Genomic DNA, 20189 nt, shown 5'->3' with positions numbered 1-20189 from the left:
TGGCCCTTACACCTATGGAAGGCAGGGGGGAGACCAGATGGACGGCACACCGGCCATCCCGCACCAGCGGAACCACCCCGAGTCCGGTGACACCGCCATTGCCGCAGCCGCGGAACCCGGAGTCGAAGCAGCGCCCGCCGCGGAACCCGGGACCCGAGCCACCACCGCCACCGGGACCCCGCCGACACCCTCCGCCGCCGCTGCCTCCGCCGCCGGAGGCAACCGGTTCTCCGTGCTCGGACCCATCCGCGCCTGGCGCGGCGGCGAGGCCCTGAGCTCCGGGACCCCGCAGCAGCGGGCCCTGCTCGCCGTGCTCCTGCTCCGCGACGGCCGCACCGTGACCGCGCCCGAGCTCATCGACGCCATCTGGGGCGAGGACCCGCCGCAGCAGGCCCTCGCGACCATCCGTACGTACGCCTCGCGCCTGCGCAAGATCCTCGAACCGGGGCTCCTCGTCAGCGAGTCCGGCGGCTACGCGATCCGCCTGCCCCACCCCGAGGCCCTGGACCTCGGCATCGCCCGGGCCCTCGCCGCCGACGCCGAGGCCGCGCGCGCCGGAAGCACCGCCGCAGGCACCAGCGCCACCACCGGCACCGGCACCAGCGCCGGGAAGAGCGACGCCACCCCCGCCGGCAAGGGCGACCGCGCGCTCGCCCGTACCCTGCTGGCCCGCGCCCTGGACGTATGGGACGGCGAACCGCTGGCCGGCGTACCCGGGCCGCACGCCGACACCGAACGCACCCGGCTCGCCGAGTGGCGCCTCCAGCTGCTGGAGAGCCGCCTCGACCTGGACCTGGAGCTCGGCCACCACGCCGAGGCCGTCTCCGAACTCACCGCGCTCACCGCCGCCCACCCGCTGCGGGAGCGGCTGCGCGAGCTGCTGATGCTCGCCCTCTACCGCAGCGGCCGCCAGGCCGAGGCCCTCGCCGTGTACGCCGACACCCGCCGGCTCCTCGCCGACGAACTCGGCGTCGACCCGCGCCCCGAACTCGCCGAGCTCCAGCGGCGCATCCTGCGGGCCGACTCCGAGCTGGCCCGCGCCGAAGACCCGGCACCGGCCGCAGCGCCCGTACACGTGAGACCCGCCCAATTGCCCGCCACCGTCTCCGACTTCACCGGCCGCACCAGCTTCGTCCGGGACCTCGGCCAGATCCTCACGGGCGCCGAGGGCCAGGTGATGGCGGTGTCCGCCCTCGCCGGCATCGGCGGCGTCGGCAAGACCACCCTCGCCGTGCACGTCGCGCACGCCGCCCGCCCGCACTTCCCCGACGGGCAGCTGTACGTCGACCTCCAGGGCACCGAGGCCCGCCCCGCCGAGCCCGAAGCCGTCCTCGGTTCCTTCCTGCGCGCGCTGGGCACCCCCGACACCTCCATCCCCGACTCCCCCGCCGAACGGGCCGCGCTCTACCGCTCCACGCTCGACGGTCGCCGCGTCCTGGTCCTCCTCGACAACGCCCGCGACGCGGCCCAGGTCCGCCCGCTGCTCCCGGGCACCGCGGGCTGCGCCGCCCTCGTCACCAGCCGGGTCCGGATGGCCGGCCTGGCCGGCGCGCACCTCGTCGACCTCGACGTGATGAGCCCCGACGAGGCGCTCCAGCTGTTCACCCGGATCGTGGGGGCCGAGCGGGTCGGCGCCGAGCGCCAGGCCGCCCTCGACGTGGTCGGCGCCTGCGGGTTCCTGCCGCTGGCCATCCGCATCGCCGCCTCCCGGCTCGCCGCCCGCCGCACCTGGACCGTGTCCGTGCTCGCCGCGAAGCTCGCCGACGAGCGCCGCCGCCTGGACGAGCTCCAGGCCGGCGACCTCGCCGTCAAGGCCACCTTCGAGCTGGGCTACGGGCAGCTGGAGCCCGCGCAGCAGCGCGCGTTCCGCCTGCTGGGGCTGCCCGACGGGCCGGACATCTCCCTCGCGGCGGCAGCCGCCGTACTCGACCGGCCGGAGCACGACACCGAGGACCTGCTCGAAGCCTTAGTGGACTGCTCCCTCCTCGAATCGGCCGCGCCCGGCCGCTACCGCTTCCACGACCTCGTACGCCTCTACGCGCGTGCCTGCGCCGAGCGCGACGAGCAGCCGCCGAGCGCGCGCGACGCCGCCCTCGACCGGCTGCTGGACTTCTACCTGGCCACCGCCGCCGGGGTGTACGGCCTGGAGCGGCCCGGCGACCGGCTCGTGGCCCACCTGTCGGCCACCCGCCACCCCGGCCTGGTCTTCACCGAGCCGCATTCCGCCCAGGACTGGCTGTACGCCGAAGCCGACCCGCTGCTGGCGTGCGTACGGCAGGCCTCCGTACGCACGACCGGGCGCGAGGACCTGCTGCGCCGGGCCGTGGACCTGCTGTGGGCGGCCAAGGACCTCGCCGAGTCGGGTGCCAACTCCAAGCAGTACGAGTCGGCCGCGACGGCGCTGCGCGACGCGGCAGAGGCCGCGAAGGACCCGTACGCCGAGGGGCGCGCCCGCACCACGCTCACCAACACCCACCTGGTCGCGGGGCGGTTCGCCGAGGCAGATGCCGAGGCCAGCCGCGCCATGGTGCTCGCCCGCACCGCCGGGGATCTGCTGCCCAGCTGCTGGGCGCCCAACGACCGGGGCATCATCGCCATCTACGAGGGCCGCTACGACGACGGCGAGCGGTACCTGCTGGAGGCCATCGCGAACTTCCGCGCCGACGCCAACCACGTCGGCGAGGCCAGCGCCCTGTGCAACCTCTCCCGCATCCACGTGGAGCAGGGCCGGCTCGCCAGCGCCATAGAGCTCGCCGAGCAGGGCATCGCCATCTACGACCGGATGGGGCTCACCCTGCGCCTGGCCAACGGCCGTTACGCGCTGGGCATCGCCCTCACGAAGGCCGAGCGGCTCTCGGAGGCGCACTCCCAGCTCACCGACGCGCTCGCCCTGTTCCACGAGAACCGGCAGCCCTTGTGGGAGGGCGTGACGCACTTCCGGCTCGCCATGGTCCACCTCGCGGCGCGCCGGCCCACGCTGGCCGCCTCGCACGCCGAACAGGCCATCGCCCTGCGGGGGATCGGCGGCGAGTGGAATCGCGCCAGGGTGCTGACCGTGCTCGGCAGGGCGCTGCGCCAGCTGGGGCAGCGCGACCGGGCGCGGGTGTGCTGGCGGGACGCCGAGGTGGTGTTCACGCAGCTGGGGTCGCCGGAACTGGCCGAGGTGCGGGCGCTGCTGGCGGCGGAGATCGCCGCCTGAGGCGCAGGCCGGGGACGCTGAACGAGGCGTTCATCGTTCGTTTATCGCCATCCACCAGGATGGGGTTCATCGACTCGACGTGTCGGGGGGCACCAGGGTCGTCTGCAAGACCACCCGTTCGGCGATCCGCGGGGGAATTGCCGAACGGGTCCTACCCACCATCAGGAGATCCGATGACGACGAACGAGAACGTCCTGCCGGCCGACGGCGACATCACACCGCTCGACACCCAGCCTTCGGATGTCGACATCACACCGATGGACAACCACGCTGCGGGCGAGCCGATCAAGCCTCTCAAGCCGCTCGACAACCACGCCGCGGGCGAGGACATCGTGACGATGGACAACCACGCGGCCGGTGGCGGCCTGTAGGTGGGGGCGTAGGCCTCACAGACACGTACGGCCCGGAACCACGGGGGAAACGGGGGATCCGGGCCGTACCGCAGTACGTACCACGGGGGCCGCTGGCCACGGGGGACCAGCGGGGTGCACGGGGGGAACGGCGGCCGCGGTGGCCAGGAGGGGGACCACCGCGGCCGCCGTACGTGCGCGTGCGGTGGGGCCCGGGGCCGGGTGGAGTGCTCAGCCCCCGAGCTGCAGCAGCCGCTGCACGCCCCGCGCGGCCTGGAGCAGCGCCGGCGAGAACCGCTCCAGCTCCGCCCGCGTGCCCAGGAGGGCGGCGGCGGTCAGACCGACCCCGCCCACCGGCACGCCGGCGCGGTCGAAGACCGGCGCTCCCAGGCAGCGGACCGCGGGCTCGTACTCCTCGTCGGCGACGGCGTAGCCGCGCTCCCGGACCGTACGCAGTTCGGCCGCGAGGCCCTCCCGGTCGGTGAGGGTCCGCCGGGTCAGGGCGGGCATCCCGGTGGCCCGCAGGATGTCCTCGGCCTCCTCGGGCGGCAGGTGCGCGAGGACGGCCTTGCCGATCGCGGTGGCGTGCAGGGGGATGCGCGCGCCGACGCGCGAGGAGGCCCGGCAGGACCGGCCGCTCTCGATCGTGCGGATGTACGTGAGCGCGTTGCCGCTGCGCAGTGCCAGGTGGACGGACTGCCCGGTGCACTTCTGGAGGAATTCGAGCAGCGCGCCGATGCCCTCGGGCCGCTCGGTGGAGATCTCGGCGGCCAGGGTGCGCAGCCGCAGGCCCAGCCCGTAGCTGCCCTCGCCGTCGGTGACGGCGTAGCCCTGCTCGACGAGGGAGACCAGGATCCGGTACGTACTGGACTTGGGCACCCCGGCGGCGGCCGACAGCTCCGCGAGCCGGTGCGGGCCGCCGAACGCGGTCAGCGCCTCGGTGACCCGCAGGGTCTTCTCCAGGGCGCTGGTGCTGCCGGCGCTGGTGCTGCCGACGCTGCCGCTGCCGCTGCCTGTCGTGGAGCTCCGGCCGACGCCTTGTGGCGCGCCCTGAACCGGCACCTCATTTCGTATGGCATCGACCACGGAATCCCCAAGAATTGGCAAAGCGTTTCGATTCACCCTACGGCATGGGATGCCCGTTTTGCCCCGGGCCGAAGGGCCTGAAATGCCGTCCGCCGGCGCCCTCGCTCCCTAGGCTGTCCGTGTGTTCACCTCCCAGGGCCCGACCCTCCGCGAACTGGCCGTACAGGCCCTGTCCTCCATCGAGCGGGGCTACGACCTGCTGGCCCCGAAGTTCGACCAGACCCCCTTCCGCACCCCCGACCGCATGCTCGACGCGGTCGAGGAGACGCTCGCCCGCCACGAGGGCCCCTTCGACACCGGACTCGACGTGTGCTGCGGTACGGGCGCGGGCCTCGGCATGCTGCGCCGGCTGTGCCGGGGGCGGGTGACCGGAGTGGACCTGAGCTCGGGCATGCTCGCCGAGGCCGGGCTCGCCCACCCCGAGGAACGGGTCGACCTCCTACGGGGCGACGCGCGGGCCCTGCCCGCCGCGCTCGGGGACTCGTACGACCTGGCGGTCAGCTTCGGCGCCTTCGGCCACTTCCTCCCGGCCGAACGCCCCGCCGTCTTCTCCGGGGTCTACGGGGCCCTGCGCCCCGGCGGCGTCTTCGCCTTCCCGATCGGCGCCCCGATCCCGCCGAGCCGCCCGGCGTGGTGGGCCCTGTCCGGCTTCGACGCGGCGATGCGGGTGCGCAATGCCGTCTGGCGCCCGCCGTTCGTCATGTACTACCGCACCTTCCCGCTGGGCGGCGTACGCACCGACCTGCGCGCGGCCGGCTTCACGGTGGAGACGCTCCCCCTGGACCACTTCGGCCGCAGGCCGGACGGGACGCCGAGCTGGCGCCTGGTGCTGGCGCGCCGCGAGGCCTGATCCCCGGCCCGCCCGCCGGGTCATTTCTCCGGCAGGCGGCCGATGTCGGACACGGGGCCGAGGTGGCCGAGCTTGTCGGGGTTGGACACGGTGTGGACCGCCCGGACCACGCCGTCGACGATGTCGAGCTCGACCACACTGGCCACCCGCCCCTCGGCGTCGACGATGAGGGCGCCCGGCCTGCCGTTGATCACGGCGGGGCGCAGGGAGGCGCCGAGGGAGCGGAGCCGGCGGAGTCCGCCGATGAGCAGCTGTCCGACGCGGTGCGGCTCGCGCACCGACTTCGCGACGGCCCTGGCCTTGCCGCCACCATCCCCGTGGTAGACGACGTCGGGCGCGAGCATGTCGAGCAGGGCGTCCATCTCGCCGCCCGCCGCGGCCTCGAAGAACGTACGGGCGAGCTCCTCGCCCTCCGCCCGCCGGGCCGCGGGCGGCGCGGTGTCGGCCGTCCGCCCTCCGGCGGCGATGCGCTTCCTGGCGCGGGCGAAGATCTGCCGGCAGTTCGCCTCGGACTTGCCGGTGGTGCGGGCCACCTCCGGGTACGCGTACCCGAACACCTCGCGCAGCATGAACACCGCGCGCTCCACCGGGGACAGGGCCTCCAGCAGGACGAGGAAGGCCATCGACAGGGAGTCGGCCAGTTCGGCGTGCTCGGCCGGCCCCGGGTGCTCGCCGGACACGACGACGGGCTCGGGCAGCCACTCCCCCACGTACGTCTCCCGGCGCACTCGCGCCGAAGTCAGGTGGTTGATCCCGAGCCGCGTCACCGACGTGGTCAGGTACGCCTTCGGGGCGGCTATCTCGGTCCCGGCCCGATGGGCTTTGGCGAGCCCGAGGAACGCGTCCTGGACGATGTCCTCCGCGTCACCCACCGACCCGGTCATCCCGTAGGCGATGGAGAACAGCAGCGGCCGGTAGGCCACCGCACCCACTCCATCCACTCCATCCACTGCACCCGCCGCACCCGTTGATCCCTGCACGAGAACCCTCCCCCGATTCGCTGCGCGCCGTCCCGCAGGTTATCCGAGGACACCCGGCTCACCGATCATGAAAGTCCTCCGTGACCCGGGTCACATCCGGCATCTGTCACAGCAGGGAGGGGTGCCGTGTCTTAGAGGGAGAACAACGAGGAACACACACCGAACGACCGCTCACAGCAAAGGAATCCACCATGACCGCTCGCCTGAACCTCTTCGCCGACCCGGTCTCCGTCAAGGCGTGGAAGCACATCATCGCCGCGAGCAAGGCCCTCGGGGAGTCGACCCTGCCGGCCGCGACCCGCGAGCTGGTGATGCTCCGCGCCAGCCAGATCAACGGCTGCGCCGGGTGCATCGACATGCACACCAAGGACGCCGCCGCGGCCGGCGAGACCGCGGTACGCCTCCACCTGGTCGCGGCCTGGCGCGAGGCCACGGTGTACACCGACGCCGAGCGCGCGGCCCTGCTCCTGACCGAGGAGGCCACCCGCATCGCCGACGCGGCCGGCGGGGTCAGCGACGAGGTCTGGGCGAACGCCGCCAAGTACTTCGACGACGAGCAACTCGCCGCCCTGGTGACCCAGATCGCGCTCATCAACGCCTTCAACCGCGGCAACGTCATGGTCCAGACCCCGGCCGGCGACTACCAGCCCGGCAGCCTCCAGCACTGAGCCCCCGGTTCGCACGGCTCCGGCCCCCGAGCCGGAGCCGGCGCCCGGCTCCGCCCCTCCCACAAGGACCGAGTACTCCCATGAACATCGCACTCTGGATCGTCACCGGCCTGCTCGCCGTCGCCTACCTCCTGGGCGGCGCCTTCAAGGCGTTCACGCCGAAGGAGAAGATCGCCGCGAGCGGCGCCAGCGCGAAGTGGGTCGAGGACTTCACCGCCGGCGCGGTAAAGACCATCGGAGCCGTGGAGATGCTGGCCGCCCTAGCCCTGATCCTCCCGGCGGTCCTGAACACCGCCCCGATCCTGGTCCCCCTGGCCGCCCTCGGCCTGGTCCTCCTCATGCTGGGCGCCACCCTCACCCGCTACCGCCGCCACGAGCCGACGTACATGGCGGTGGACATCGCCTACGTCCTCTTGGCCGCCTTCGTGGCCTGGGGCCGCTTCGGCCCGGAATCCTTCACCGGCTGACCACCGACGACCCCGCCCGGCTCCTCGGCTTCCATGAATGTGTGCTCACCCGCATGACGGACGAACAACATGCACGCATCGCCCTCCCCACCAGGGCTCGTCGCGGTGCAGTCCGGGAGCTCGACCAATCGGCCGTCACCACTGCCCCCCGTCCAGCTCACCCAAAGAGCATCCATGCCGTTCGCTCTCACCGAGTCCACCAGAGCGAAGTGGTCACCGGAATCGTGATCGGCGAGCATGCAACGAAGGGTGCGCTCCGGCCGACAACCCGCCGGGATGAGGGGCAATGCCGCCGCCTCGTTCTGCCGTGACAGCGAATGCCGGCAGACACAACGCAAGCTCCTCACGAGGATGGTCGCAGCGATCGGGCCGACACCGTCTGACGCCCCCGGCATCGGCCGCATCCGCATGGCGGATATCGCCCCGGGTCGGACAGGATGCCCACCGGATCACCCTCGCGCACCACGTGTTCCTTCTCCCAGGTTCGCCCCGCGTCCCGCGATACCCGCACCGTCATCAAGACGCGCAGCACGCCACTGCTCAAGCCACTGCTCACAACTGATAGTCCTCTCAGATCGGTTGGGTTGTTGCCGGGCTGAACCGTCCGTTCCGCGTTCCAAGACCAGGCATGTACGGATGTTCCGTCGCTCGTCAGGGCGTTACCACCCCGTTTCCGGGACGTTTGGGACGGTTCGCAACTACCGTTCGTAACGTCCCAGGCGTCCCGTGGAGGCGAACTGTGAATCACGCTCTGCGTCGTGCGATGGCGAATGCCTAGATGACCGAAACGCAGCTCGCGGAGGCCTGCGGGGTGGATGCCAAGACGGTTGGCCGGTGGATCACCGACCCCAACCGAATCCCTCACGCCCGCCATCGATGGGCTGCCTGCGAGGCATTAGGCGAGGAGGAAACAGCCTTGTGGCCAAACGCCATCCGGTCTGCACTCACAAGCGGTCCGGACAAGGAAATAGTTCAAGTCTTCCCCTACCGGTCCGCCGCACCAGCAAGTTTGTGGCGCAGCCTGGTGACCAAGGCGCAGCGTGAGCTCGTCTTCGCCGGGTACACCAACTACTTTCTCTGGCTGGAGCAAGCCAGCCTTGCCGGTGCTCTGCGCCGCAAGGCGCAGGCCGGCTGCCGAGTGCGGTTCCTGATCGGGGACCCGAGCAGCCCGGTCACGGCGGCGCGGGAGGCCGAGGAGGACGTACCTCTCACGCTGTCCACGCGCATCGCGGTGACGTTGAACGAGTTGGCCAAGCTTCAGGACGCGGACGGCATCGAAGGGCGCTTCGAGACGGGGCACGTCAACCTGTCCGTCTTCCGCTTCGACGACGAGATGATCGTGACGCCGATCCTGGCCCGCCGGGTCGGGCACGACTCGCCGATGATGCACTTGCGACGCCGCCAGGCGGACGGCATGTTCGACCGGTTCTCCGCTCACGTCGAGGAGTTGTGGAGCCGGGGACGCGACATTCGGGAGGTGGGACGCGGTGCCCAGGCGTGACTACGAGGACGACCCCCGAGCCCCCAAGGCGAACAGTCTCGTCCCCGCGGCGTCGGCCGTGGTCGTGGATGAGGCCGGACGTGTGCTCCTGCAGCGCCGGAGCGACAACGGGATGTGGGCGCTGCCGGGCGGGAAGATGGAGGTGGGTGAGTCCCTCGCGGACTGCGCCGTCCGGGAGACGTTCGAGGAGACGGGCGTGAGGGTCGAGATCACCGGAATCGTCGGGACGTACAGCAACCCAGGCCACGTCTTCTCCTACGACGACGGCGAAGTGCGGCAGGAGTTCTCGATCTGCCTGCTCGCCCGGCCCACCGGGGGAAGTCTGCGCGTGTCGGACGAGTCGTACGAGGTGGCGTGGTTCGCACCGGAAGCCGTGGACGGCCTTCCGATGGTGGCGAGCATCCGCAAGCGTGTCGACGACTGGAGGGCCGGGCGCGGGCCCGCCGTTCGCTGACTCGTGGGGGTACCGCTCAGCGGGTCCTTGGTAGGCCGAAGGCCGACATGCGCTTCTCCTCGTAGGAGAGGAAGCCGAGGGAGCGGTAGAAGGCGTGGTTGCGCGGGCCTTCGGGGGTCGACTCGTGGTCGGTCGAGAGGAGGAAGAAGCGGCAGTGTGCGTACCGCTCCTTCAAGTGCTCGATGAGTTTGCGGCCTATGCCCTGCCGGTGGAACTCAGGGTTGACGAGCAAGTCCTGTACGTAGCAGACGCTTTCGTCGTCGGAGATCGTCCTGGCCAGCCCGAGGAGGGTGCCCGACTCGTCTCTGGCGGTGATGACCAGGTGCGAGTTCGCCAGCCCTCGGCAGAGCTTGTCGACGTCGCTGGTGTAACCCGCCCAGTCGACCGAGTCGTAGAGCTCGAACATCTCCCGGGGGTCGAATACGACCTCTTCCGCAATGACCGCCACGGTCCCACCTATTTCGAACGTGAGTACTGGGATGGGAATGTACCGGGTCGCGGTCGGCCGCGTCCCGGTGGGGCTCGATGCTTTTTTTGGGGAAGTACCGGGAGAAAGACCTCTCTCCAAACCCCTCCAGCCTCCCGCTCGGCTGCCTCTCACTCACACGGGTGAATCGGCCAACTGGGGTGGATTTCGCGGTGGTTGTCTGGCATATGCTCGCCCCGATAACTCAGGACATGAGACGGCCCCCGGCGGGACTGGAACCCCGACCGAGGGCCTGACCAACGAGGAAGTAGCGCTTCCCCCATGGCTTCAGTGCACTTTACCGCGCCCTCGCGCGCGACATACGGCGTTCGGCACGCCAACGTCCGGCTCACCGGGCGGTTCACCGTCGTGAGCAACGACCTCATCCAGCATCCCGAGATGTCGGTGGTCGCACGGATGTTGGGGGTCTTCATCCAGTCGGTGCCCTCCGGGACTCCCATCGGCATCAAGGACCTGGTCAAACGCCTTTCGATCGGGGAAACCGCGATCGCCAAGGGGCTGCGGGAACTGGCGCTGTTCGGGTACCTGGAGCGGACCCTGGAGAGACTGCCGGGTGGGCGGATCGCCACCCGTACGGTGTCCTACAACCATCCCCGGGCCGCGACCGTGGCGCGTTGCCGCGCCGAGCGCGCCCCCGCGGCTCCCGCCGACGCGGTGGTCCCCGCCGACGCGGTGGTCCCCTTGGTCGCGGTGGCCCCCTCGGTCGCGGTGGCCCCCTTGAGTGAGGCGCCGCCGCTTCCTCCGGTCAGCGCTCCGGTCAGTGCTCCCGTCGTACCGTCGCCGCTCCCCACGCCGCCGGAACCCGTACCGGAGCCCCCGCATCGCCAAGAGCCCGAAGCCGCGCCCGCGGCCGCCGACCGGCTGCCCGCGCCCCGGGACCCGGACAACCCCGGGCGGCATCGGCTCGCTTGTGAGGTGCTCGCGGAGTTGCGGCGGGTCGATCCGCGGTTGCTGCTCGGGGAGCGGGACGTCCGGTACCTCGCGGGTGGGGTCGAGGCCTGGCTGGAGCGCGGGGCCGGGGCGGAGGCCGTGGTGGCCGCGCTGGCGGCGAAGCTGCCGGAAGGGCTGCGCAATCCGGCCGGGCTCATCGCCCACCGGCTCACCGCCCAGTTGCCACCGCCGCTGGTGCCGCTGCGCCGCGCGCCGGCCTTCGTACTGCCGGATCCGTTCGTGAACTGCACGAAGTGCGAGCGCGCGTTTCGCAGTCCGACGCCCGGGACCTGCAAGGGCTGCAGCCCTTGAGTTGCAGCCCTCGGTCGGTCAGAGGTAGAGGTCGATCGTGAAGCGCCTCTCGCCCGGTGCGATCGTGTCGGCGTGGACCGAGCCACGAGCCCGGTCGTATTTCCCGGTGCCACCGGTGATCGCGTTGTCGAACGAGGGGCGAGGGCCCGGGTTGAGGATGCCGAAGTACATGCCCTGCACGGTGAGCTGGCCGCCCGGGAGGGTGTAGGTCACGATGCACTCCTCCGCTCCGCCACTGTCTCCCGGCACCGCTGCCCGGGTGAGGGTGCAGAAGCCGCCGGTTTCGCCGACCTTTTTGCCGTCCTGGTCATAGAGGTCCGAGCGGACGACGGTCCGGTCGCCCTGGGCGGCGGGGCCGCCGGGGTTGACGGGGAAGTTCGTCTGCTGCGTGAGCTTGCCGGTGAGTGTGAGGACCTGGTGCTTGCCCTTGTCACGGTCGGAATCGGTGTCCGACCCGACGGCGGACGTGGCAGAGGCGCAGGCGAGAAGGGCGACCAGCGCCGTGGCCGTGCCGAGACTGGCTGCTCTGATGGGGCGCATTGTGTGACTCCTGAGGTTGATGCTCATGGATGGTCAGACCACGCATTCATAACCTCGGCTTTGCCGCCGCCCCTGGCATCCCCGCGCGACCCACCGGCAGATCCGACCGATCGGACCAGCCCGGGACGGGCGCGCGGAAACGCCGGTCCATGGCGGCCCTGAGGGAACGGCTCAGCACGCGCACACGGGGTGGCCGGATCCGACAGAACCTCGTCATTGCGGCCATCACGGCGGGGCGAAATGATCAGCGCATGCCCGTACGGTCCGTACTGTCCGCCCCTCCCGCCCCTCCCGTCCCGCACCGAGTCGTCATCGTGGCCTTCCCCGGTACCGAGCTGCTGGACGTCACCGGACCGGCCGAGGTGTTCTCGGTCGCCACACGCGTCGCCGGTACCGCCCGCCCTGGCTATCTCGTTCAGATCGCCACCGCCGACGGCGGGCCGGTCGCCACCTCCAGTGGGGTCCGGCTGCTGGCGGACCTGGCCCTCGACGAGGTGCGCGGCCGCGTCGACACCCTGCTCGTGGCCGGTGCGGTCGACCTGGTGGGCGACCGGGTGGAGCCGGTGATCGACGGCGAGGTCACCGCCTGGCTGCGCGGAGCGGCCCCGCCGGCGCGCAGGACCGGGTCGATCTGCGCGGGCGCGCACCTGCTGGCCGCGGCGGGGCTGCTGGACGGGCTGTCCGCCACGACCCACTGGCTCACCGCCGCACGGCTGGCCGCCGACCATCCCCGGGTCACCGTGGATCCGGACCCGATCTTCATCCGGTCCGGGAGCGTGTGGACCTGCGCCGGTGTCACCTCGGGGCTGGACATGGCACTGGCGATGGTCGCCGAGGACCACGGCCAGGCCCTCGCCCTGGCCACCGCGCGCATGATGGTCATGTACGTCAAACGCTCGGGCGGGCAGAGCCAGTTCAGCGTTCCGCTCTCCGCCCCGGCCACGTCCGGCGACCGGATCGACGAGCTGCGCGTGTGGATCGCCGACCACCTCACCGAGGACCTCACCGCGGAGGCCCTGGCCGCACGGCTGCACCTGAGCGTGCGGCACTTCTCCCGGCTGTTCCGGCTGCGCACGAACGGCACGCCCGCCGCTTACGTCGAGTCCGCCCGGCTCGAAGCCGCCCGGCGGCTGCTGGAGGAGGGCGACGGCAGCCTGCCGGAGGTCGCCGCGGCCAGCGGCCTCGGCTCGGTGGAGACCTTGCACCGCTCCTTCCAGCGCCGGCTGGGGACCACACCCGCCGAGTACCGGCGCCGGTTCCGCTAGAGCCCGTCGACCCCAGGCCGTCTCCGACCCACAAGCTCAGCGCCCGCACCATCCGCCGGCCGCCCGGCGGATCCCCGGCGTGCCCGCACGGACGGCGACAGCCGTCGGGCAGCCGGCCCGTCAGCCGTCAGCCCCTCAGCCCGCCACCTCACGGAGGACCCATGTCCCGTACCCGTACGAAGGTCATCCCCATCCCCGTCATGGGCCGAACGGCGATCAACGCCTACCTGCTCCTGGGCCGAAGGCCCGTGATCGTCGACGCCGGCACACCCGGCAGCGGCCGGAAGATCTACGACCGGATCACCGAGCACGGAGTGGACCCCCGCGAGGTCTCGCTGATCGTCCTCACCCACGGGCACATCGACCACTTCGGCTCGGCCGCCGAACTGCACCGTCTCACCGGCGCGCCCGTCGCCGGCCACATCGCCGACCTCGGGCCGTACCGCAGCGGCCGGGTCCGCGAACCGTACCTGCCCACCGGCCCGATGGGCCGCGCCATGGACCGGAGCAAGGAGCTGCACGCCCAGGCCGAACCCTTCGACCCCGATGTCCTGATCCGCGGGGAGACATCCCTCGACGACTTCGGGATCGCGGCCCGCATCATGCCCACCCCCGGCCACACCGCCGGATCGATCTCCGTGCTCACCGACGACGGGGACCTCGTCGCCGGCGACCTGGTGGCCAACTCCTTCATGGGCCTCATCCCGGGCAGACCGGCCAATCCGCCGTTCCACGACGACCCGCGGCGCAACCTCATCAGCCTCCGCGAGATGCTCGCCCTGAACCCCGCCCGACTCCACGTCGGCCACGGCGCCCCGCTGGAACCCGACCGGGTCCGGCGCTGGGCCGACCGGGAATCCGACCGCCTGTCCCGGCGCGAAGCGGCCGGCCGGATCGCCCTCCGTGCCGGGGAGACGCCCTGACCGGCCCGTTCCCGACGGCGCCGTCGCGTCGGGAACGGGCGGGTCAGCGGTCAGCGGTCAGCGGTCAGCGGTCAGCGGTCAGCGGTCAGCGGTCAGCGTGTGCGGAGTTCGCGTTTGAGGACCTTTCCGCTCGCGTTGCGCGGGAGTTCTGAGACGAACTCCACCTCGCGCGGCACCTTGTAGTTGGCCATCTCCCGGCGTGACCAGGCGATCAGGTCGTCGGCCGTGAGGACCGCGCCGGGGCGCCGGACCGCATACGCCTTGCCGACCTCGCCCAGGCGCGCATCGGGGATGCCGACCACGGCGACGTCGGCGATGTCGGGGTGCAGGCCGAGGAGTTGCTCGATCTCGGCCGGGTAGGCGTTGAAGCCGCCGACGATGAACATGTCCTTGATCCGGTCGGTGATGCGCAGGTTCCCCGCGGCGTCGAGCACCCCGACGTCGCCGGTGCGGAGCCAGCCCTCGGGGGTGATGGCCTCGGCGGTTTCGACCGGGTCCTCGAAGTAGCCGCGCATGACGTGGTGGCCGCGCACCCACACCTCCCCGGCCCGGCCCGTGGGCTGGGGCCCGCCGTCCTGGTCCACGATCCTGACCTCCGTCCCGGGGATGGCCCGGCCCGAGGTCGACGCGATGATCTCCGCCGGGTCGCCGCGGCGGCACATGGTGACGATGCCGCTCGCCTCGGAGAGTCCGTACGCGGTGAGGACGGTCCCGATGTGCAGTTCGCCGCGGAGCCGTTCGACGAGCTGGAGCGGGACCACGGCCGCGCCGGTGACCACCAGGCGCAGGGCGGACAGGTCGTGGTGGTCGCGCTGGGGGTGGTCGAGGAGGGACTGGTGGAGGGTGGGCGGGCCCGGGAGTACGGAGATCCGCTCGGCGGCGATGTTGGCGAGGACGGTGTCCACGTTGAAGACGGGCTGGGGGACCATCGTGGCCCCGCGCATCAGGCAGGCGATGACCCCGGCCTTGTAGCCGAAGGTGTGGAAGAAGGGGTTCACGATCAGGTAGCGGTCGCCCTCGCGCAGTCCGGCGAGCTCGCTCCACACCTCGTAGCAGCGCAGGGACTGGGCGTGCGAGATGACGGCGCCCTTGGGGCTGCCGGTGGTGCCCGAGGTGAAGATGATGTCCGAGGGGGCGTCGGCGGGGATCGCGTCCGTACGGGCCCGGACGGCCTCGGCGGAGACGGAGTCGCCGCCGGTCAGGAACTCCTTCCAGGTGCGGAAGGAGTCCGGGGCGTCCTCGGACAGGACGACGACCTGCTCCAGGTGGGGCAGGCCGGGCAGCGGCCCGGAGCCCTCGCCCTCGGCGGCGGCGCGGCGCAGGGAGGCGACGTAGGAGGTACCGAGGAAGGTGCCGGTGACGAAGAGGAGCCGGGCGCGGCTGCGCTGGAGGACGTAGGCGGCTTCGGAGCCCTTGAAACGGGTGTTGAGGGGGACGAGGACGGCCCCGGCGGAGACCGCGCCGAGGGCGGAGACGATCCATTCGAGGGTGTTGGGCGCCCAGACGGCGACCCGGTCCCCCGGTTCCACGCCGGCGGCCATACAGGCGGCGGCGGCCCGCTCGACGCGCTCGCCGAGCTGCGCGTAGTCGATCCGGACCCGCCCGTCGACGACGGCCTCGCGGTCGCCGTAGCGCGCGGCGGCGTGCCGGACGAGTCCGCCGATGCTGGTCCAGGCGAGATCGGCCCGTCCGTCCTCCGTCGTGCCCACCGTCGCGCCCACTGTCATGCCCTGCGTCATGCCCTGCGTCATGCCCTGCGTCATGCCCTGCGTCATGCCCTGCGCGAGGTCCTCCGACACGCCCCCCACCACGCCCTCCGTCATGTCCGCGACCCCGCGCGCGCCCTCGTCCTCGTCCATCGTCCGCCCTCCCGCGATCCCAGTAGCTGACTATCCGTCAGATTAGCTGTAGCCTTCGCGGCTGTCAGTACTGGTGCACCCCGGAGGTGGCGATGGCGGCAACGCTCAAGGACGCTACGGCGATAGTCGGCATCGGGCAGACCGCCTTTGCCAAACAACTGCCGCAGTCCGAAAAGGAACTGGCCTGCCGGGCCATTCTCGCGGCGCTCGAGGACGCGGGCATAGACCCGTCCGAGGTCGACGCCTTCTCCTCCTACACGATGGAGGAGACCGACGAGGTGGAGGTCGCCAAAGCCATCGGCGCCGGCGACGTCACCTTCTTCTCCAAGATCGGCTACGGCGGCGGCGGCTCCTGCGCCACCGTCGGCCACCTGGCCGCCGCCGTCGCCACCGGCCAGGCGAGCGTCGGCGTGGCCTGGCGCTCCCGCAAGCGCGGCTCGGGGCCCCGGCCGTGGAAGAACACGGCCGTCCAGCTCCCCACCCCCGGCCAGTGGACGCGCCCCTTCGGCCTGCTGCGCCCCGCCGACGAGATCGGCATGCTGGCCCGCCGCTACATGCACGAGTACGGGGCCACCCGCGACCACCTCTTCAACGTCGCGATGGCCTGCCGCAACCGGGCCAACGAGAACCCGGCCGCGATGATGTACGAGCGCCCGCTGACCCGCGAGATGTACATGACCGCCCGCATGATCAGCGACCCGCTCTGCCTCTTCGACAACTGCCTGGAGACCGACGGCGCGCTGGCCTGCGTCATCGTGAGCGCCGAGCGCGCCCGCGACTGCCGGCAGAAGCCCGTCTACGTCCACTCCGTCGCCCAGGGCCTGCCCTCCCAGCACCACGGCATGGTCAACTACTGGAACGACGACCCGCTGTCCGGCCCCGCCTGGACCGCCGCCCGACACCTTTGGAAGCAGGCCGACTTCGGCCCCCAGGACGTGGACGTCGCCCAGATCTACGACGCCTTCACCCCCCTGATCCCGCTCTCCCTGGAGGGCTACGGCTTCTGCGGACGCGGCGAAGGCGCCTCCTTCACCGAGGGCGGCGCCCTGGAGATCGGCGGCAGGCTCCCCATCAACACCGGCGGCGGCGGCCTCAGCGAGGCCTACGTGCACGGCTTCAACCTGATCAACGAGGGCGTCAAGCAGCTCCGCGGCATCTCCACCGCCCAGGTGCCCGACGCCGCGACCTGTCTGGTGACCGCGGGCGAGGGTGTCCCGACGTCCGCCATCCTGCTGCGCGCCTGAGGAGCCGAGGAATCCATGACGATGCAGACCACCACCGCCACCACCGACACCGCTCCCGACGAGCTCCTCCTCCCCGTCCCCGACGGGGACGGCGCCCCCTTCTGGGAGTACGCCGCCCAGGGCGAACTCCGCGTCCAGGCCTGCGCGGCGCCCACCTGCGGGAAGCTGCGCTTCCCTCCCCGCCCCTGCTGCCCGCACTGCCGGTCCTTCGACTCCGAATGGCGCCTGATGAGCGGGCGCGGCCGGATCTGGTCGTACGTCCAGCCGCACCCGCCGCTGCTGCCCGCGTACGCCGCGCAGGCCCCGTACAACGTGATCCTCGTGGAGCTGGCCGACGCCCCGCAGATCCGCCTCGTCGGCAACCTCGTCACCTCCGCCGACGCCCCGCTGGACTCGATGGATCCGGCGCGGCTGCGCATCGGCGCGCGGGTCCAGGTGGTCTTCACCGAGATGGGCGGGACGGCGGTGCCGCGCTGGGTGCTGGAGAAGTCATGACGGCCGACCGGGCCCCCGGACTGCGGGTGGAGCGGGACAAGGCCACCGGGATCGCGGTCGTCACCCTGGACCGGGAGCGCAAGCATAACGCGATCGACCTGCCGACGGCGGCCGAACTAGCGCGGGTATGGCGGGAGTTGCGTTACGAGGACGAGGTACGGGCGATCGTGCTGACGGGCGCCGGGCAGGCCGCCTTCTGCACGGGCATCGACCGCGGCGTGGAGGTGCCGCAGCCTTCCTCGCCGTACTCGGTGGACGACCCGCTCGTCGCCATCGGGCCGAAGGCGAACGACCTGTGGAAGCCGGTGGTCGCCGCCGTCAACGGCATGGCCTGCGGCGGGGCGTTCTACCTGCTGGGCGAATCGGAGTTCATCATCTCCTCCACCTCCGCCACCTACTTCGACCCGCACACCAGCTACGGAATGGTCAGCGCCTACGAGGCGATCTACATGGCGCAGCGCATGCCCTTCGGCGAGGCCGCCCGGATGTCCCTGATGGGCACGGCGGAACGGCTCTCCGCGCGGCGGGCGTACGAGATCGGCCTGGTCTCGGAGCTCGCCGAGCCCGAGGAGCTGCTCCCGGCGGCGCTGCGGGCGGCCGAGACGCTGGCCGGCTTCCCGACGGAGGCCGTGCAGGGCACCGTACGGTCCCTGTGGGCGGCCAAGCAGGCCACCCTCCAGCAGGCACTGGCGCAGGCTCCGGGGCTGATCGCGCTGGGGAACCTGCCGCCCGAGCGGCAGGCGGAGCTGTTCGCGGGGCGGCGCGGGGCGGGGCCGGAGCCGCGAGTGCGGTGACGGCGCGCGGGAAACCCGGCCGGTTCCCCCGTACAACCATCGGGCAGGGTGCGCGGTCTCCTAGGCGGTCAGAACGAAGGATTGCTGGGGGACACATGAAGAAGCGAGTCAGTGCAGTACTCACCGCGGCGATGGCCGTGGGCGCCGTCTGGGCGGTGCCCACGGTCGCGGAGGCCTACGACACCTACCCGGACATCTCCGCCGGCTCGTGGGACGAGCGGGTCAGGGTCTACACCCAGGACTGGGACCCGCAGGTGCCCCGGGGCCTCAAGGCGCACGTGCGCAAGAAGGGTTCGCCCACCCGGCTCGCCACGCTCACCAGCTTCACGCGCCTGCCGGACGCCCCCTGCTCGTTGGGGGAGTGGTGCGGGAGCGAGCCCCCGCCGCCGTCGAACTTCGAGAGCGAGCCGGTGAAGCTGCCCGAGCTCGGGGTGTACACCATCGACCTGGAGTACACCGGCTCCGAGGGCGAGACCGTCGTCCACGAGGACAGCGGAGACCTGAACTACCAGGTGCGTCCGGTCATCTCGAACCTGAAGTCGAGCGCGGTCTCGGTGGAGAACCTCGACACGGTTCTCTCCGGTGACCTCGTGGTCTACAACCCCGCCGACGGCTCGTCCAAGCCGTACGCGGGCGGCGCCTTCACGGCCAAGAGGGGCTCCGAAACCATCGCGCGGACCGCCGACGCCAAGGGGCACTTCGAGGAGAAGTTCCGGATCACCCACACCGACTTCATCCAGGCCCCGATCGAGAGCCAGATGAAGTTCCAACTCGCGACCCAGCTGAACGGCCGCGGGGACAACGAGGGTGTAACGGTCCCGGTGGCGCCCGTGGAAACCGACATGGCGCTGGACTCCCCCACCCTGACCGGCGCCTACGGCACACTCGGACGGGTCAGCGGCACCGCCACCTGGAAGTCCGCCGACGGCAAGCGGAAGCCCCTGCCCGTCAAGATGCCGATCGGCCTGGCGTACGCGGCCAGCGGACTCACGGATGCCGCGGGCCGGTTCAACTTCAGCAACCAGTTCCGCTCGGACGGCGTCTTGAACGTCTGGCCCCACTCGGTCTGGTTCTCCTCCAAGACGACGGTGAAGGTGGACGCCACGGCCGGAGCGTTCTTCCACAGCTTCGCGGCCGAGGTCCGGCCGGACAAGACCGTCCACGTGTCGAGCCCGTTCTGGCGCGGCGAGATGCCGGCGGGGACCACCTCGCTCAAGGTCGACGTCGAGTATTCGGCGGACGGCAAGACCGGCTGGACCAGCCGCAAGGCCTTCAACGTCGCCACCAAGCCCGGCACGAACCCCAGCTACCAGATCACTCAGAGCCTGCCCTATCCGGGCGCCGGCTACGTGCGGCTCCGGTACGCCGGGACCTCCGCCATCCACGGCGCCGTGACACCCGCCGTCCGGATCGAGCGCACCATGACGGCCATACCCGAGTTCAACGTCAACCCCGAGCCCGCCAAGAAGGGCAAGCCCCTCACCATCACCGGCAAGCTCAACCACGCCAACCCCACCTGGAACCCCTTCGGCGGCCAGACCGTCCGCTACTACTTCCGGCCCACCGGAAGCACCGTCTGGACCGAAATGGGCTGGTCCACGACCGCCGCCGACGGCACCTTCGACAAGAGCTTCACCGCCACCCGGACCGGCTCCTGGTCTGCCCGCTACGTCAACACGGACCCCCGGCACTTCGCCGCCACGAGCCGCGTGGACGACGTCATCGTCAACCCGTAAACCCGTAAACCCGTAGGGCCCGTACGGGCCCTACGGCCCTGCGGGTCAG

Annotated in this window: 19 protein-coding genes; 14 read left to right on the top strand and 5 right to left on the bottom strand. The window is 71.6% G+C overall.

What is annotated here, in order from left to right:
* Positions 1-37 precede the first annotated feature (37 nt).
* On the top strand, positions 38-3199 hold the full coding sequence (locus OHA37_RS21805; RefSeq protein WP_266907731.1) for an AfsR/SARP family transcriptional regulator: 3162 nt from the start codon (positions 38-40) through the stop codon (positions 3197-3199).
* 173 nt (positions 3200-3372) lie between these two features.
* Complete coding sequence (locus OHA37_RS21800) at positions 3373-3570, top strand: hypothetical protein (protein WP_266907729.1); 198 nt, start codon at positions 3373-3375, stop codon at positions 3568-3570.
* Between the two features lie 210 nt (positions 3571-3780).
* Here the strand turns inward: OHA37_RS21800 and OHA37_RS21795 are convergent, their stop codons facing one another.
* On the bottom strand, positions 3781-4611 hold the full coding sequence (locus OHA37_RS21795) for an IclR family transcriptional regulator (RefSeq protein WP_266907727.1): 831 nt from the start codon (positions 4609-4611) through the stop codon (positions 3781-3783).
* Positions 4612-4756: 145 nt separating this feature from the next.
* On the opposite strand from OHA37_RS21795, the gene OHA37_RS21790 reads away from it, so the two are divergent.
* Positions 4757-5485 (top strand): class I SAM-dependent methyltransferase, encoded by a 729-nt coding sequence (locus OHA37_RS21790; protein WP_266907725.1) that lies wholly within the window; start codon positions 4757-4759, stop codon positions 5483-5485.
* Positions 5486-5505: 20 nt separating this feature from the next.
* Here OHA37_RS21790 and sigJ read toward each other — a convergent pair whose 3' ends face one another.
* Positions 5506-6417, bottom strand: a complete 912-nt coding sequence (gene sigJ / locus OHA37_RS21785) for an RNA polymerase sigma factor SigJ (protein WP_266907723.1) — start codon at positions 6415-6417, stop codon at positions 5506-5508.
* A gap of 239 nt (positions 6418-6656) precedes the next feature.
* On the opposite strand from sigJ, the gene OHA37_RS21780 reads away from it, so the two are divergent.
* From OHA37_RS21780 to OHA37_RS21765, 4 genes are all read left to right on the top strand, one after another.
* On the top strand, positions 6657-7133 hold the full coding sequence (locus tag OHA37_RS21780) for a carboxymuconolactone decarboxylase family protein (protein WP_266907721.1): 477 nt from the start codon (positions 6657-6659) through the stop codon (positions 7131-7133).
* An 80-nt stretch (positions 7134-7213) separates the two neighbouring features.
* Positions 7214-7600: a DoxX family protein gene (locus tag OHA37_RS21775; protein WP_266907719.1), complete on the top strand. Its 387-nt coding sequence runs from the start codon at positions 7214-7216 to the stop codon at positions 7598-7600.
* Between the two features lie 778 nt (positions 7601-8378).
* Complete coding sequence (locus OHA37_RS21770) at positions 8379-9101, top strand: XRE family transcriptional regulator (protein ID WP_266907717.1); 723 nt, start codon at positions 8379-8381, stop codon at positions 9099-9101.
* Complete coding sequence (locus OHA37_RS21765; RefSeq protein WP_266907715.1) at positions 9088-9555, top strand: NUDIX hydrolase; 468 nt, start codon at positions 9088-9090, stop codon at positions 9553-9555. Before OHA37_RS21770 ends, OHA37_RS21765 begins: the two co-directional genes overlap by 14 nt.
* A gap of 16 nt (positions 9556-9571) precedes the next feature.
* Here OHA37_RS21765 and OHA37_RS21760 read toward each other — a convergent pair whose 3' ends face one another.
* Positions 9572-10003, bottom strand: a complete 432-nt coding sequence (locus OHA37_RS21760) for a GNAT family N-acetyltransferase (RefSeq protein WP_266907713.1) — start codon at positions 10001-10003, stop codon at positions 9572-9574.
* A gap of 300 nt (positions 10004-10303) precedes the next feature.
* On the opposite strand from OHA37_RS21760, the gene OHA37_RS21755 reads away from it, so the two are divergent.
* Positions 10304-11284, top strand: coding sequence for a hypothetical protein (locus tag OHA37_RS21755; RefSeq protein WP_266907710.1), 981 nt, complete (start codon positions 10304-10306; stop codon positions 11282-11284).
* 18 nt (positions 11285-11302) lie between these two features.
* Here OHA37_RS21755 and OHA37_RS21750 read toward each other — a convergent pair whose 3' ends face one another.
* Positions 11303-11824 (bottom strand): allene oxide cyclase barrel-like domain-containing protein, encoded by a 522-nt coding sequence (locus OHA37_RS21750; RefSeq protein ID WP_266907708.1) that lies wholly within the window; start codon positions 11822-11824, stop codon positions 11303-11305.
* 251 nt (positions 11825-12075) lie between these two features.
* On the opposite strand from OHA37_RS21750, the gene OHA37_RS21745 reads away from it, so the two are divergent.
* Positions 12076-13089, top strand: coding sequence for a GlxA family transcriptional regulator (locus OHA37_RS21745; RefSeq protein WP_266907706.1), 1014 nt, complete (start codon positions 12076-12078; stop codon positions 13087-13089).
* A gap of 161 nt (positions 13090-13250) precedes the next feature.
* Complete coding sequence (locus tag OHA37_RS21740) at positions 13251-14012, top strand: MBL fold metallo-hydrolase (RefSeq protein ID WP_266907704.1); 762 nt, start codon at positions 13251-13253, stop codon at positions 14010-14012.
* A gap of 92 nt (positions 14013-14104) precedes the next feature.
* Here the strand turns inward: OHA37_RS21740 and OHA37_RS21735 are convergent, their stop codons facing one another.
* Positions 14105-15739 (bottom strand): FadD3 family acyl-CoA ligase, encoded by a 1635-nt coding sequence (locus OHA37_RS21735; RefSeq protein WP_266912980.1) that lies wholly within the window; start codon positions 15737-15739, stop codon positions 14105-14107.
* 224 nt (positions 15740-15963) lie between these two features.
* Between OHA37_RS21735 and OHA37_RS21730 the strand changes: the two genes are divergently transcribed.
* The 4 genes from OHA37_RS21730 (at position 15964) to OHA37_RS21715 (ending at position 20140) form a co-directional block, all read left to right on the top strand.
* Complete coding sequence (locus tag OHA37_RS21730) at positions 15964-17115, top strand: lipid-transfer protein (RefSeq protein WP_266907702.1); 1152 nt, start codon at positions 15964-15966, stop codon at positions 17113-17115.
* A gap of 15 nt (positions 17116-17130) precedes the next feature.
* A complete protein-coding gene (locus tag OHA37_RS21725; protein ID WP_266907700.1) occupies positions 17131-17610 on the top strand; it encodes a Zn-ribbon domain-containing OB-fold protein in 480 nt (159 codons plus the stop codon).
* Entirely contained in the window at positions 17607-18404 is a 798-nt protein-coding gene (locus OHA37_RS21720) for an enoyl-CoA hydratase/isomerase family protein (RefSeq protein WP_266907698.1), read from the top strand. The genes OHA37_RS21725 and OHA37_RS21720 overlap by 4 nt, the downstream gene beginning before the upstream one ends.
* Positions 18405-18499: 95 nt before the next feature.
* Positions 18500-20140: a hypothetical protein gene (locus OHA37_RS21715; RefSeq protein ID WP_266907696.1), complete on the top strand. Its 1641-nt coding sequence runs from the start codon at positions 18500-18502 to the stop codon at positions 20138-20140.
* Positions 20141-20189: the final 49 nt, after the last annotated feature.

The sequence above is a fragment of the Streptomyces sp. NBC_00335 genome (assembly GCF_036127095.1).
GTDB lineage: Bacteria > Actinomycetota > Actinomycetes > Streptomycetales > Streptomycetaceae > Streptomyces.
Note: the sequence above shows the minus strand (reverse complement) of the source record. Positions and strands in the feature narration are given on the sequence as shown.